The organism is Microbulbifer sp. MKSA007 (assembly GCA_032615215.1).
GTDB lineage: Bacteria > Pseudomonadota > Gammaproteobacteria > Pseudomonadales > Cellvibrionaceae > Microbulbifer.
Map to the genome: position 1 here is coordinate 3,598,981 of CP128433.1, position 14,475 is coordinate 3,613,455.

Sequence of the window (14,475 nt, forward strand, 5' to 3'; positions counted from 1 at the left end):
CAAACTACTTCGCCGAACATACACCCTCACGGCATTAACCAGAATATCACCATGAGTCGTAACTATTACTATGGTGCTAAGAATTCAGACTCAGAAATTTCACCTCATTTAAAATAACTTGACCAAGTTCATAAAAAAAAATATAAACGCGATACAATTCGACATCTACACCAAACTTTTCATGGAATAGAAGTAACCGGTATGAAAATCTCCAAACTATTATTAGTCCCCTTAGCTCTAACAATCTCTAATGCCACTTTAGCAGAAGAGAACCCGTTCTATATCGGGTTTGGCTTAGGCTACTATGACCTTGATGGCCAGAAGGCTCAGTCCGATCATTACCTTGATGGCCAGCGCTTTGGCGATCAAACAAATTCTTTAAATATTTATCTCGGGTATAAATTTAACCCGCACTTCTCTGTAGAAGCAGCATACAGCAATTTTGGCAGTGCCTATGACGAATATATCGCCTCGGTTAACTATTATGACGAATGGGAAGGAGAGTACAAACATGCCTACATCGCAGATGACGAAACACTTAAGGTCAGCAGTTTTCAGTTGAGCGGTGTCGCTCACTACCCCGTTCTCGAAAAACTAACCTTGAGTGCGAATCTTGGTGTTTCCTACACCAAAGTCGACAGTGAGTTCAGACCTGTATCCACTTGGTGGTCACTCATATCTCCAATTGAGAGATACAGTGAAAAAGATGTGGATCTAACTTACGGCCTTGGTGCTACCTATGACTTTACCGATAAGTTCTCAGGAAAGCTTCAGTGGAAGACAATCGATAACGACATCGTAGCCGTTAACGGGTTTGACCTATCGCTGGAAGCCCGCTTCTAATCCACCTTGCAAACAGGAGGGGCTACAGAGAAAGCAGCTGCAGCTCCCTTCACTTACTAGAGTTAAGAACAATCAAATGCCTCTCAGCCACCTAGAGGTAACCGGGAGCCAATCGGCAACCAAGAAAATCTCGGCTTGCACTAAATACCCCCAAAATGCCTAATCTTTAGCCAACACAATGATTTTTAAGGGTTTTTTCATTCTTTAGGTTGACTTGCACCAGGGGCATCTATAATATCCGCACCCGTAACGCGCTCGTAGCTCAGCTGGATAGAGTACCTGGCTACGAACCAGGCGGTCGGAGGTTCGAATCCTCCCGAGCGCGCCATACAAACAAAGGGCTTATGCTTAACGGCGTAAGCCCTTTTTTGTTATAGCGCGGTAAAACCCGCATGCATATATCACCGCCAGCACTACCTTTATGCCTGAGTCGGCCCCACCGCTATCAACTCCCCCAGAACTCCACCATAAGGCATCCGTCACCGGGCCGTAATACAAGAACTTCTAGGAAGTATTCCTCACCTTGAACCCATTGCTGGGAGCTAGTGATGGAATTGGCCGTTCACTGCCAGAAACATAAATTGCCAGTGATATAGATAAATTTATATAAGCAGGGGCTGAGCCAGCTCCTCTTTCCCAAGAAGAAAACCAGCGATTGGGTAAGTGGTAGATTTTAACTGAGTTCCACTAGCAATAATTAATTGGACGAACCGCAGTGGGTAAATAGCCAACGAAAAGCCATTATTAGATGCAATAGCATTACGTATCAGGACCCGCTTCTAAAGAGCAATAATTATATCCCCTCGTGTACAGGCAGTTTTAGGTGTTAGAAAAATTGAGGGGCGAGCTTCTCGATGATATAACCAACCTCTTCCCCATCAAGTCATGAATGTAAATGATGCTCTCAACATCACCACCAACCTATAAGCAATACACCTTGTAGTATCGACTCAATAATTCACAACTTAGCTAACGTTACTATGCTAATAGAAACGTAAGATCAAAACAGTCACCATAATCCAGATTGACTGATTGCAAGCAGCCCTCTTTTAAACTTGCTGGCGCGATCGTAATTATCCGAAAAGGAATGACGCAGGCACAAATTATATCGCTTATAGTTAATGAGCACAGAACATGACACATTTCCTATCTTTTCTGACATGGAAAAAAATACTTGTCGGCTATTTTTCAGCAATCTTCATCTTTGCCGCCATATATAGTGGGTGTGACTCCTGTATAAATGAAAAGCTCAATTTCACAAAAAGCATTTACTTCAGCATTGTAACTATAACGACTTTGGGCTACGGAGAAATTCACCCTATCAATGAACTCGGTTATCTACTAACCTCCATTGAAACACTGACGGGAATTGCAACATTTGGGCTACTATTGAATGAATTTACAAAATACCAATCAAACCGACAAGAAAAATTAAGACAAGAAAAAAGAGTCGAACAATTAAAAAATGCATACCACTATTTTCGAGTTCATATGGCCGACTTTTGTGCCGCGGCTATCAGCACCATAACTCACAAAGAACAAGCCCCAGCATCCTATGACATGATGGGTTTTAGAGCATACTTGGAGAACAACAATAATAGAAATGCAAATATCCTTAAGGAAGCCCTCCCTCGCGACTACAAGTTCAGAGTAATGGTCATGACGGAATACAAAATATATGCCCGACAAATAGAACTGGCTTGCTCAACGATAAATCTCCACGATACAAGGCTATTGGACTTCTTCTATACCCATATAAGCCAGTCTGTCCGACTTGAAGCTGTGAGTGAAGCATCAGAGACCTTATCGGAAACTCTATTCAATCTAATCAATGACATTATGGCAGGAGTCGATGCAAATGGAGACAGGCGTGACCGAGACATATATATGGGTTATATCAATTCACTAGAATCGCACGTTAGCCAAGGCTAATAAACCGCCAAGAGGTTAAGGGCAAACTAGATCCAAGCCTTAATATTTATCTCAACCATAAGTCATCCTGTTCGGGGTATACAAGGGCCCCACCTTAATAACAGATACTGCCGGACATGCTATATCCAGCTTCCAAAGTTCCAATTCAAGTATTATTTATCAGTAGCAAGTAGCAATTTTTCGAATTGTACTACGATTTAAGTCGGGAGAGGTCTGCTTAATGGCCTTTCATCTTCGCTGACAATATCCACTACTTAAAACCTAAGATAATTTTTAATAGAAGATATTACTTGGAATTTAATGGGCACTAAAACCTGAACTTTCTTCCTAGTAATTTAACACTGAGTTCCTATGGCAACTTCAACTCAGATCACCAACACTTTCCCTGCACCGATTGACCTGATCAAGATGTCGCGAGAAGGATGGCTGCACCGGGGTTACCCAAAGGGCTTCCCGTGAGACGAGTGACAGAGCATAAATGGGGTCAAGTTGCGTGAAGTCTTTCGCCAGACGCCTCCTACAATTTGATAGCCTCCTTTGCAGTATTTGGCTACAACTGCCCTTAGCGCCACTCAAAACAGCCCCCAATTTTGACACTATCAACTTCCCCTTAGAGGGCAACATAACCAAGTATGCGCATCCTACTGATATCAATCCAACTACTATTTCCATTTACACCCTAGAGGTCGCACTATGAAAGCAAATTTTTTAGTTATGGCAGTTGCACTTACTACTTTCAGTGCACATCTACAGGCAAATAATAATACTTCCATTGTACAGCAGACCGGTACCGGCAACATGGCAATGACGGATCAATCCGACTTCAGTACTCAGAACAGTACCATTCTACAAGTGCAAAATGGCAACAATAATTTCTCTGAAGCAACCCAATTTGGAACTACCCTTAATAGCTCCATCAGCCATACACAAATAGGCAATGCAAATACCAGCCTAAACTTAGAGCAGGAAAATGCTGAATTATCCAGTATGACTATCCTACAGAATGGTGATGGAAACACACTGTCAAATTTTCAGATTGATTCTATTGGAACTACATTATCCCAGACACTTTTTGGGACCAATAATGGAACAGCCGGCACGCAAATTCGCTCTTCTAATGACACTGCCATCTCCTTACAACAAGGCGATTCTAATACTACCTTGCTCACCCAAATAGATAGCACCGATAATTTCATGGATATGACTCAAGATGGTACTAACAATGTCGGAGTATCTATACAGATTGAAAGCTCACTGGGTACCGTTCAAATTTTACAAATCGGGGATCAAAATGAGAGTGGAATATCTCACAGCTTAAGCATTTCTGATTTTGCCAGCTCTACACAATTTGGCACTGGAAATATATTCAGCCTTGGTCAGAGTGCAGGCGGTAATAATTTTGCTATTGGAGATCAAGTTGGTGAGCTAAATACCGTGTCAGCCAATCAATCCAACAGTTCCTTTAGCCAATTAAATATAAGCCAGCAAGGCATGCAAAATTCACAAACACTGTTTCAGACAGGCTCACAAATTAGCTCATGGACCACCCAAAGCGGCATGGAGAACTCTGTAATGTCGAATCAGAGCGGAATGAACCACACTTTAACATCCCTTCAAAACGGGACCCTGAACAGCCTCACAGCTAACCAAAGTGGAACCTCACAGCTTTCCAATGTGACCCAGCTGGGAACAAGCAATAGCGGAACGATTAGTCAGTAGTCGCCGTAGAGCCTCGAAAGCCTCTTATAACCTCTAGAAAGCCCTACCCACGGCTCCTGAGCCAAATCCCTTTGTGCGAAAGCAGAAACAGACAAACAGGCTTTACGGCCACCAAACACCAAAAAAGTGCTTCATATGAAAAAAATGCTTGACTCTACCTACACCAATCTATATTGTGCGCCTCCTCGACGCGCTCGTAGCTCAGCTGGATAGAGTACCTGGCTACGAACCAGGCGGTCGGAGGTTCGAATCCTCCCGAGCGCGCCATTTTCAAGGGGCTTACGTTTTTTGACGTAAGCCCCTTTTTTATTGCGACAACCTCAACACCAAAACACAGCTAGGCTTTGGATTATGGAAACAAGGAGAAGTTTTCAGGGGGTAGCGCCATGGATATCACGACTCTGAATGTACTTAAGCAGCTAGGTTTGTTAGCCGCAGTCTTTACCCTATCTACGGCCGCACTGGCCATTGAATGCGGCGACACTATATCTGAGCCCACCACTCTATCTCAGGACCTGAATTGCGAGTTGAGTATCGCCAATCCTGTAGCACTCACCATTGTAGGCCCATCAGGGAGCCTGAATATGGCGGAGTTTGAGCTTAGCTGCGTATCGCTGGACCCAACCCAAACAGATTTCTACGCAATAGACCTACAGGGCACCGCAGCATATCTCAGCAACGGCCAACTAACCAACTGCACCAATGGTGTCATCACCTCCAGCTCAGGCTTCCACTCCATCTCCAATATGGAAATAAATAGCGCTGTAAGAAATGCAATTTTGCTATTCGGCAACGGCAATACCATCACCAACGTCGATATTACAGGTCCTGCTACTTCAACCATCTCTGATGGTATTGAGGTTTTTGGCGATTACAACACCATTAGTCGCAGTACGGTACTAGGAGGCGGAGACGAAGGCATTGAAATCCTGGGAGACTATAACAATATCTCCTTTACTACCGTTTCTGGGTTTAGCGAGGACGGCTTCGAGATTGACGGCAACTTCACATTTGTATCTAACAGCATCATTGAGAATAACGGTGAAGCTGGAATCCTGATAAACGGTAATTTCAACAACATAGCAAGTAACAATGTGGCGGATAATGGGCAGGTGGGCATTAATCTAAGTGGCGGCTCAAGCAATTCGATTGCAAGCAACACGGTATCCAATAATGGGCTATCGATACTATCAAGCAATGGCGGTATTATCGTTACTGACTCGAATAGCTTAAACAACCGGATTACCGGGAATACCCTAAACGGCAATCAGCAATTTGACCTCGCAGATCCCTTTGACCCCGACTGCAATGAAAGAAATCTTTGGAGTGGAAACCAGTTCACTACTTCAGACCCCACATGCTTAGACTAACTACCCAAACTAGAGAAGTGGCTTGCGCTGCAAGGCCGGACACCTCCAGTCTCACGAAGGCTATATCCGGGGTTTAAACAGAAGCAAATAAGACTCAAGTACCAAAATTACTGTTCAAAGTTAAACCAAGTTGAATCAAGAGTCTCAATAGTTAAAAATGCATGAGGAGCTGTCAAAATCAGAAGTAAGGGACTACATGACTGATATCCTCAAAGATATACTTCAGTTCGTACAGAATGTGGGGCTTAAGAATGGCCTCTTTGTCATATTTTTCATCTTTGCGCATTACCTCCTCTTCTGGATGTACAGTGGGCGCCTGAAGGACCGACAAGTTGAAATTGACCGGCTTGCAGCAGATAATAAAGAATATAGGGACAGGTTTTTAAAGTTGATGGACAACGCCTTCTCTTATTCACCTCCCACTAGGAAAAACGCGCCCAAGAAGCCAATTAATGAAAAGGAGTTTGAGTAGTGCTCTATCTATTGCCGGCAATTGCTCTTGTCTTCATTTTCGCGAAAATATATCAGCTTCTGGAAGTAAAGAAGCATGATCAACACTTATTTGAGTTTTGTCAGCTACGGAGAGATACGATCGGCTATCTCTCCGATTCTTATACCGACCTATCAAGAAATGATTACATAGCCTTACGCAAGATCAATGATGCACTCAGCACCATCATTGCCGGATATAAAGAGCACAGAACGGTTGTGTTTAATCTCAGGTTATTTTCAGAGTATGTCAATCAGCTAAAAGCCTTTGAGAAAAAGGCCGAGAAGATATCAACCAGCAATCCAGATATACAAGAGTTACTAAACAGAGTTCATCAGTCTATATTTAATGCCTTTCTGGCATTTACCCCCTACCTAAAATCAGAACTCGCGTTCAATGTAGTGATGAAATTGATCTCTCTGGGAGTAAATGCCGGGGCCAATTCATTCAAGGCACACTTGCTAAGCCTTAAAGAAGCCAAAACCCTGCTCAATACATTTAAAAAGCATTCCTCTCCTTGCTGAGCCCCTCTTTTCAGCCACCGAGAGCTTTTTGGCTATTTGCATGGCAAGCGCTATCAAGGGCAAATTTGATACCAGCCAGTACGCCAAGCGCTGATATCAATCCTGCTGGGAGTCAGCCAATAAGGCTGGACTCTGTGGACACTCAAGATTCTATGCGTGAAAAGTAACTAAAGGCGGAATTTTCAGTCAAGCAAAAAGCACTGAAAAATTAATGGGTTAATACAGAAATACACTTATTTTTTGAAATGAGTATTATCCTAAATTAGGACAGCACTCCATCCAGCATCAAACTATTGATATTTAACTAAATAGTCATCTTCAGCTCATATTAAACCATCCGGTCATCATCGATATATCGATAATTTCGAAAAAATCGATATACGAAATAATCATTACCAGAAAACTGAAAATAAGACGCACAGACCTAGAAATCGCACTTTTTTCTCACCGAAAGCCCTTACAACCGAGAAAAAACTACGGACCGTTCAACCCATAAAAAGTAATATCATACGTTTTTTCCGCCCCCCTTCTTACCCGACAAAACCCGCTCTCTCCATTTAGTCAATATCAAAGATTCGGTGTCTATATCCTTGCGACGTAAATACCTTATAGGTGCAGAAATGGAACTCAGTTATTTCCTTATTATATGTACAGTGATCATCGTGATTTTCACTGCCTGCGCCTATCTGTACAACTACATCCTTACAGCAAGCGCAACATTTTATCGCTCACCCGTGCAAGAGGATGAGACTGCGATACGCAATCATCTCAATGATAAAGATACGATCAACATACTTGTCATTGACGGTGGTGGTATCCGTGGACTCATACCACTATATGTCATTAAGCACTTGGAAAAAGCACTGGGGCAACCAGTTGACGAGCTTTTCGATGTGTTTAGTGGTGTCTCGACGGGCGCTGTCATTGTTACCGGGTTGAATGTCCGCTCATCTCACCTGGCTAAAAGCTATGCCAATGTCGATTCAAAAACAGACTTGCTTATTAACTTATACAAGTCGAAAAGTAATTATCTGTTTTCAACCCCTTGGTATCATAAACTGCTTACGGCATCCGGTCTTTTTTCTCCAAAATATTTGGGCCGCCGCCTTCACAAAGTGATGGAGAAGCACTATACACCAGAGCTTAACTTCACCGATTTGAAAAATTATGTGATTATCCCCTCACTCAGTGTAAATACTGGTGAACTTCACCTCTTCAAAAACCGAGGAGGAGATACCAGTGAGCTTCCTACCAACAGCCTATATCAACTGGTCACAGCTGCAGTTAGTGGGGTTTCACTGTTTCCCCCAGTTGGCTTTATGGCTGACAGCAAAGAAGTGGGCCATAAATACTTTGCCGACGCAGGTATTTCTGCCAACAACCCTGCAAGTGTTGCGCTCCTGGATATCATCAAAGAGTTCCCTCACAAGAACTACTATGTGCTGATTCTTGGGTCCGGCACCTCCCCGCTAACCAGTTCGCAGGTGAAATATAAAGACCTGAAAAACTGGGGCATACTACAGTGGGCACGAGATGCTATCTCAAGTGTTCAAAGATCAATGGATGAGCAGCAATTGCACGCCCTGGAAATTGCGTCATTACTCTCCAACAATGTAAAGATCAAATATGACTATCTCAATGTAGAGGTAACTGAACCCCATGTCGGTCTATTTGAATACGACAATATCGATTCACTCAAGATTCACTCAGATCGACTCATTAAAAACAATAAACATAAAATACAACAGGTAATTGACCAATTGGCCACTGCCAACGGATAAAAATCTCATCACAATGTAAGGCGGCAACTCAAAAAAAGTTGCCGCCTAGCCTAAGGACAGTGGCATTCACTCTATCAGAAAATACACGCTTAGCACTCATCATCTGCACACCCGCCTGCCAGCAAACCAACCAACAAATATTTTACTGATTTATCGCTAGTGACATTACTCTTCAGGAGCAAAATCAAACGGCGTTTAACCATGCCAAAGCTACGCTATCTAATCACAATTCTAATTACACTGACTTCCTGCCTCTTTGTGAATGTAAGAGCTGGAGAACTTCATGATCGTGAGGCTCGAAACAGGTGTATAAAAACCTGTAAGAATAGCTACTATGACTGCATTAGAGATAATGAAAATCAAGACTGGTGCGTAGAGAAGAAGATCCACTGCGATAATATATGCTATGAGTACGAAGAAGATCGCTGGCGCTGGTATCGGGATAAATCTTCCAACCATTAACCAATAAACAGATATATGTAAGCCGTCCTATAGGACATTAAAGCAACATAGGATAGCTGTGCATTAAGCGTATATTTTGCTAAGATCCAGGTCCTGCATAAATTATCTACCAATAAGAAAATATGAAACTCCTCTCTATAAACGTATCCAAAAAAGTAGATTGCGAATACAGGGGTAAAACTGTAACAACGGGGATCTTCAAGAAGCCAGTCCAAGGAAAACTTTTTGTTGGAAAGAATAATTTGGAAGGAGATGAGCAGGCAGACTTAAAAAATCATGGCGGCAAAGATATGGCCATATATGCGTTTTCTAATGACCACTACCCTTACTGGGAAGACCTGTTAGGCAGAAAGAGCCTTAAGTATGGCGCATTTGGTGAGAATTTAACTGTAGAAGGGCTTCGAGAACAAAATATCTTTGTTGGAGACCAATTCCGCATAGGCAGTTGTATCCTTGAGGTAAGTCAACCCAGAATACCCTGCTTTAAGCTAAGCATGGCCCTAGATAATGACGCTGCAGCCAAGATTCTCACTAGTAGCTTTAATTGCGGTGTATATTTTAGGGTTATTAAGGAGGGGCATATTAAAGAAGGGGATTCGATTTGTAAGATAGCTGAAGCTCCAAACTCAATCGACATACGATCTATGTTCAGAGCTTTTTTTGATAAGCAATTTCCCGATACCAAGCAAGTACTCCAGGCTGCAAGTCAACTACAACCCTTATCCAAAGAGTGGAGAGAGAAAGCTGTAAGACGGCTCTCTAAGCTCTGACAATTGAGCAATTTATCACATCAGCCTACTAACTATGTTCCCTCCGAAAGTGAGCCTCCAGGAGGGCTGTGTAGTAAAAGTTAAAACCCGGCACTCCCCGGACTTAAATGTGTTAACCGTAATTTTTTGGAGAAAAGTACTAACTTATTAAACAAACAAGAATTAATAGGCTTCCTCAAGTTGATATTACTGCGCGAGCTATACTCGAACACCCCCTATTGCCATCTACCAATATATTTGCGGATAAAATGATAGCTATTATCAGGCATTCAATAACTTAAACTGACCCTGTCAGAATTGGCCTTGGCAAAAGGGTTCACTCATGTACTTGGATCCACCCAACACCCTGTAATCTTTTACTAATATCACAGACACCAACCATTTAAAACCATACATCAAGCTACAGCTTATTATATACCCTGCAAAATTTAACATAGGGCTTCGAAGATATTAACAAATAAAAAGCAACTGAAAAAACAATTACCGCCCAAATATACTGGATAAAATATAAAATCCATAAATATATAATAAACGGCAGAACTAACACAGATAATTTCTTAACCCCAATACTGGCAATATGCAATGATGCAAAAATACAGATAAGTACTGACAAAGAGGCGCACACCAACAAAAGGGATGATGAAGTTATGGTAATCATGAGCACCCCCAGTACAGCAAAAACAGCAGCCCCAAAGTATCTCGTGCTAGGTTCAAGTGCTCCCATGCTGATGGGGGCGGCCATATATCCAACTATATGATAGCCAGATACGATCACCATAAGTGCTGCCCAACTATCAGCATGAGCAAGTACAACTGCTGCTATCAACCAATTAGTAAGCATCGAGCGCCTTGATAAATTATGTACAGGATCTAAAACAGCTAACCATCGCGGCATTTGCCCTACAGAGGCCATTGCAAATAGAATTCTTGACGAGGCTCCCAAATAAGTATATCCAGATGCCGAGGGACTTATCACACTGTCTGCAAGTAGTATCATTGCAAGAAAGTGCAAGCCAAGCAGTGTCGCCAAGTCCAAAAGCGGCGAGTCAAAATTAATCCCTTGCCAACCACCATTTTCCACCAGAAGATCGTTCGGCACTGAGGCCATAAAAGCATATTGCAATGCAAGATAAACAAGCGTCATTATTGTAATTGATAAAGTAACGGCCAAAGGAATATTACGCTTGGGATGTTTTATCTCACTGGCAAAGGCAACACTGATCTGAAAGCCATTAAACGAATATATTAGACCTGCCCCAATAACAGCGGAAAAAGCGCTTCCAAACCCAAACTCCTGATTAGAGTCAATTGAAAAATTTGACCCACTTGTATCACTACTAAATACAACTATAAGCAATACAACTATTGCAAAGGTGGGAGTAAATATCTTTAGAACAGTGACAACATTGTTAATCTTGGCAAGAAACCGTATTCCATAATAGTTAATCAGCAAATATACAAAAAGAATACTTAACGCGAGAACCTTCCCCCAAGGAGTCAAGGTGTGATTGTCAATTAACAAAGAGGAATCTATAGCAGATGAGAGGTATTGGGTTGTTGCCTGCGCCTCGGTCGCAACAACCATTAATGTGCCAAACCAATTAGCAAACGCGAATGGCATTCCAAAAATACTATTGTGCGACAATGCACTGGATTGAGCGAGGGCTCCACGGACTGGGTAGAATGCAACGACACGGCTTAGGCACAAGCCAACCATCAAGACCAAAAGCGCCGCTAATACCCAAGCTCCAAAAGCCCAATTACCTGCATAGTTTGCCGTAAGCTGTGCACTAAACAACCAGCCCGAACCTATCATACAGGTGGCACTAAGCAGCGTAGCACTCAACAGAGAAACGCGTTTTTTTCCGCCTTTGGCACAACCCATATCGACCGTTTTCTAGAGTGTTATGCAGGCGTCTTCTCTATTTAATCTGATAGCTCCTGCTACTAGTATCTTTAGTTTAGCCAGCCCAGTTCATCTCAACCAAAAACAGTAAGTTATCTCTTTCTACTTCAGGTATAAGTCAAAATTAAAAATGGAGATATTGTATAGAAGCCTTTAAAGTCCCTATCGAAATTTGACATGAGCATCAACCCGCCTTTCCAAAAGCTCAGGGCTGCCTGCCGGGAGGCACGTTCAACATATGCAGCAATGAAAGTTAACGCAACTATACAGAGGGCTGAAGGAAATCCCAGCGGTTGCATCTTTCAACATCAAGGTATTCTTTCAAGATTGACGCCATACGCCCCCGCATCCGCCAGAACTTTTCTGGCACATAGTTAGTCGCAAAAGCTATAGAAGCCTTACATTCAGGAACAACTAAAAGGTAAGCCGTAGCCGCATCATCAGTCACGCCACCGTGATGCAGTACCAACCATGGCTTATCTTGCTCCCCTAGATTTATGCCACCCACCCGCAATCGAGGAAATATTTTTTCTCTTTGATTTCTTCACTATGTAATTAGGCGTAGTCAACGCAAAACTTGGATTCAATAGATCAATTATTTTTTATATCGACACGCTCTTCAATTATACAGAGACATACTTGACCCATCTCGCATTGGAGCATCCATAAGGGGTGCCCCATATAAGTTGCTAAAGTAGCGCAGCTATTGCTATATCGAGGCTATCAAAATTTGGGTAAGTTCTTTGGGCATATCTAGCATCACATCATGACCACAGGGAAGGTTTATCGTCTCCCAACCAAGTTCTCTCTGGGCTCTCTCAAAGAACGGCCTACCAATTCCTGGTGCCCAGCCCGACGCATAGATGTATCGGTGCCGAGCTACTTGCTTCCATAAGCCCTGTAGTTGAATCGGTTGCTCAAATGATCCGAGAGGATGGTCGACACAGCGCCGATCCACCCATGCCTGATCTTGAATGTTAACCCCGAAATCTATTGCAGGACTTGGCGCTACGCGAAATCCATCACCCTGAGTTCTGGCAATATCCTGAAAACTCAACCCGACCTCTACAGGCAAAAGATCTAAGACATTTTGCCCATCCTCTGGAACTAAGGCATCAAGATAGACAAGGGATCGTATATGCTGGTGCACCTTATCAGCCACACCGGTTATTACCACTCCACCATAACTGTGGCCACACAAGACAATATCCGTTAACTCTTCACATGCGATAACACCCAGAATGTCTTGTATATGCGTATCCAGGTTGATTGTGCCATCTAAAAGGTGCGCCCTTTCTCCGAGCCCCGTCAGAGTTGGGCTATAAACCTCATGGCCGTACCGCCTAAGAAACGCTGATACCCGCTTCCAACACCAGCCTCCCTGCCAAGCACCGTGTACCAGAACAAATGTTGCCATAAAGACTTAACCCCACGACCAGGCACTCCACCTGTATGAATTATCGCCACTTATAGCTTCCACCCCCATCCCAAATGATAAACGGTTGACAAGCCTAGGACGCTTGACCTAGCATTATTGATTCTAGGCCAAGCGTCCTAGTCCCTGTAATGCTAGTTAAAGAGGAAGTACAGCATGGCAAATCTATTTCAATCCTTCGATTTATCAGGTCTTCGACTTACAAACCGCATGGTTATGGCGCCGATGACGCGAAATCGAGCGGACAAAAATGGAGTCGTAACACCTATGATGGTTACGCACTACCAACAGCGGGCAAGCGCTGGCCTAATTATCGCTGAATCATCTCCTATCTCTACGCAAGGTGTGGGATACCCTTACACGCCAGGTATATACACCGCTGATCAAGTTGATGGTTGGAGGAAGTTAACCCATGCAGTGCATCAAGCTGGTGGGAAAATTTTTATACAGCTGCAACATTGCGGGCGCATTTCCCATCCTGACCTACAACCAGATAAAAAGGCCCCCGTGAGCGCATCTGCAATTAAACCAATTGGGCAAGCGGTTACCTACGAGGGGCATAAGGACTTTACTCTTCCCCGTGCACTAGAAACTAGTGAGATTCCAAAAATCGTGGAGCAATTTGGCTTTGCTGCACAAATGGCTAAAGAGGCCGGCTTTGATGGAGTTGAAGTTCACGGCGCTAACGGGTATCTGATTGATCAATTTCTGCGTGACGGGACTAATCATCGCAACGACCTCTATGGTGGAAATATAGAGAATCGCATGCGTCTTTTAAACGAAATAATTGATTCCGTGATGGAAACTTGGCCTTCAAACCGTATAGGCGTGCGTCTAACACCAGAGAATAGTTTTAACTCAATGTCTGACTCTAACCCACAAGAAAATTTCGAGTATGTTTTAGAGCAGCTAAGTAACCGGAATATTGCCTACGTTCATATTCTGGAAGGCGATATGATGAAAAAAGAGAAAACCGTTAATTATCCAGCTTTACGCAAATGCTTTAAGGGTGTGTATATCGCGAATAATGGCTATAATCTCGAACTGGCCCAAAAATCCCTGAAAAGTAATAATGCCGATCTAATTGCATTTGGAGCACCATTTTTAGCCAACCCTGATTTAGTTTACCGACTAAAACAAGGCATATCACTCAATCAAGCCGATCACTCAACTTTTTACGGTGGAGATGAAAAAGGCTACACTGACTACCCATTTGCCTCAACCCAAATAGAAAATCAGTAAA

11 protein-coding genes and 2 tRNA genes are annotated in these 14,475 nt (G+C 43.0%); 11 read left to right on the forward strand and 2 right to left on the reverse strand.

Going from position 1 to position 14,475, the window contains the following annotated elements:
- The first annotated feature begins 201 nt into the window (after window positions 1-201).
- The 10 genes from QT397_18815 (at window position 202) to QT397_18860 (ending at window position 9,891) form a co-directional block, all read left to right on the forward strand.
- A complete protein-coding gene (locus QT397_18815; GenBank protein WNZ54912.1) occupies window positions 202-843 on the forward strand; it encodes an outer membrane beta-barrel protein in 642 nt (213 codons plus the stop codon).
- Between the two features lie 251 nt (window positions 844-1,094).
- A tRNA-Arg gene (locus QT397_18820) sits at window positions 1,095-1,171 on the forward strand.
- Between the two features lie 806 nt (window positions 1,172-1,977).
- A complete protein-coding gene (locus QT397_18825) occupies window positions 1,978-2,775 on the forward strand; it encodes a potassium channel family protein (protein WNZ54913.1) in 798 nt (265 codons plus the stop codon).
- Between the two features lie 693 nt (window positions 2,776-3,468).
- Window positions 3,469-4,494: a hypothetical protein gene (locus QT397_18830; protein WNZ54914.1), complete on the forward strand. Its 1,026-nt coding sequence runs from the start codon at window positions 3,469-3,471 to the stop codon at window positions 4,492-4,494.
- 190 nt (window positions 4,495-4,684) lie between these two features.
- Window positions 4,685-4,761: transfer RNA gene (locus tag QT397_18835), tRNA-Arg, on the forward strand.
- Window positions 4,762-4,880: 119 nt separating this feature from the next.
- On the forward strand, window positions 4,881-5,864 hold the full coding sequence (locus QT397_18840; GenBank protein ID WNZ54915.1) for a right-handed parallel beta-helix repeat-containing protein: 984 nt from the start codon (window positions 4,881-4,883) through the stop codon (window positions 5,862-5,864).
- 157 nt (window positions 5,865-6,021) lie between these two features.
- On the forward strand, window positions 6,022-6,336 hold the full coding sequence (locus QT397_18845; GenBank protein WNZ54916.1) for a hypothetical protein: 315 nt from the start codon (window positions 6,022-6,024) through the stop codon (window positions 6,334-6,336).
- A gap of 11 nt (window positions 6,337-6,347) precedes the next feature.
- Window positions 6,348-6,878: a hypothetical protein gene (locus QT397_18850; GenBank protein WNZ54917.1), complete on the forward strand. Its 531-nt coding sequence runs from the start codon at window positions 6,348-6,350 to the stop codon at window positions 6,876-6,878.
- A gap of 620 nt (window positions 6,879-7,498) precedes the next feature.
- Window positions 7,499-8,659 (forward strand): patatin-like phospholipase family protein, encoded by a 1,161-nt coding sequence (locus tag QT397_18855; protein ID WNZ54918.1) that lies wholly within the window; start codon window positions 7,499-7,501, stop codon window positions 8,657-8,659.
- 584 nt (window positions 8,660-9,243) lie between these two features.
- A complete protein-coding gene (locus QT397_18860; GenBank protein ID WNZ54919.1) occupies window positions 9,244-9,891 on the forward strand; it encodes an MOSC domain-containing protein in 648 nt (215 codons plus the stop codon).
- Between the two features lie 400 nt (window positions 9,892-10,291).
- Here QT397_18860 and QT397_18865 read toward each other — a convergent pair whose 3' ends face one another.
- On the reverse strand, window positions 10,292-11,776 hold the full coding sequence (locus QT397_18865) for an APC family permease (GenBank protein WNZ54920.1): 1,485 nt from the start codon (window positions 11,774-11,776) through the stop codon (window positions 10,292-10,294).
- A 730-nt stretch (window positions 11,777-12,506) separates the two neighbouring features.
- The gene (locus QT397_18870; protein ID WNZ54921.1) at window positions 12,507-13,214 is read right to left on the reverse strand and encodes an alpha/beta hydrolase; all 708 of its coding nucleotides are present in this window, start codon (window positions 13,212-13,214) and stop codon (window positions 12,507-12,509) included.
- Between the two features lie 174 nt (window positions 13,215-13,388).
- On the opposite strand from QT397_18870, the gene QT397_18875 reads away from it, so the two are divergent.
- Entirely contained in the window at window positions 13,389-14,474 is a 1,086-nt protein-coding gene (locus tag QT397_18875; protein ID WNZ54922.1) for an alkene reductase, read from the forward strand.
- Window position 14,475 lies beyond the last annotated feature (1 nt).

Bases quoted from the DNA above. Each gene is read 5' to 3' on its own strand.
- QT397_18875 (WNZ54922.1), top strand. From the start codon at position 13,389: ATGGCAAATCTATTTCAATCCTTCGATTTATCAGGTCTTCGACTTACA.
- QT397_18840 (WNZ54915.1), top strand. From the start codon at position 4,881: ATGGATATCACGACTCTGAATGTACTTAAGCAGCTAGGTTTGTTAGCC.
- QT397_18815 (WNZ54912.1), top strand. From the start codon at position 202: ATGAAAATCTCCAAACTATTATTAGTCCCCTTAGCTCTAACAATCTCT.
- QT397_18855 (WNZ54918.1), top strand. From the start codon at position 7,499: ATGGAACTCAGTTATTTCCTTATTATATGTACAGTGATCATCGTGATT.
- QT397_18860 (WNZ54919.1), top strand. From the start codon at position 9,244: ATGAAACTCCTCTCTATAAACGTATCCAAAAAAGTAGATTGCGAATAC.
- QT397_18830 (WNZ54914.1), top strand. From the start codon at position 3,469: ATGAAAGCAAATTTTTTAGTTATGGCAGTTGCACTTACTACTTTCAGT.
- QT397_18845 (WNZ54916.1), top strand. From the start codon at position 6,022: ATGCATGAGGAGCTGTCAAAATCAGAAGTAAGGGACTACATGACTGAT.
- QT397_18825 (WNZ54913.1), top strand. From the start codon at position 1,978: ATGACACATTTCCTATCTTTTCTGACATGGAAAAAAATACTTGTCGGC.
- QT397_18870 (WNZ54921.1), bottom strand. From the start codon at position 13,214: ATGGCAACATTTGTTCTGGTACACGGTGCTTGGCAGGGAGGCTGGTGT.
- QT397_18865 (WNZ54920.1), bottom strand. From the start codon at position 11,776: ATGGGTTGTGCCAAAGGCGGAAAAAAACGCGTTTCTCTGTTGAGTGCT.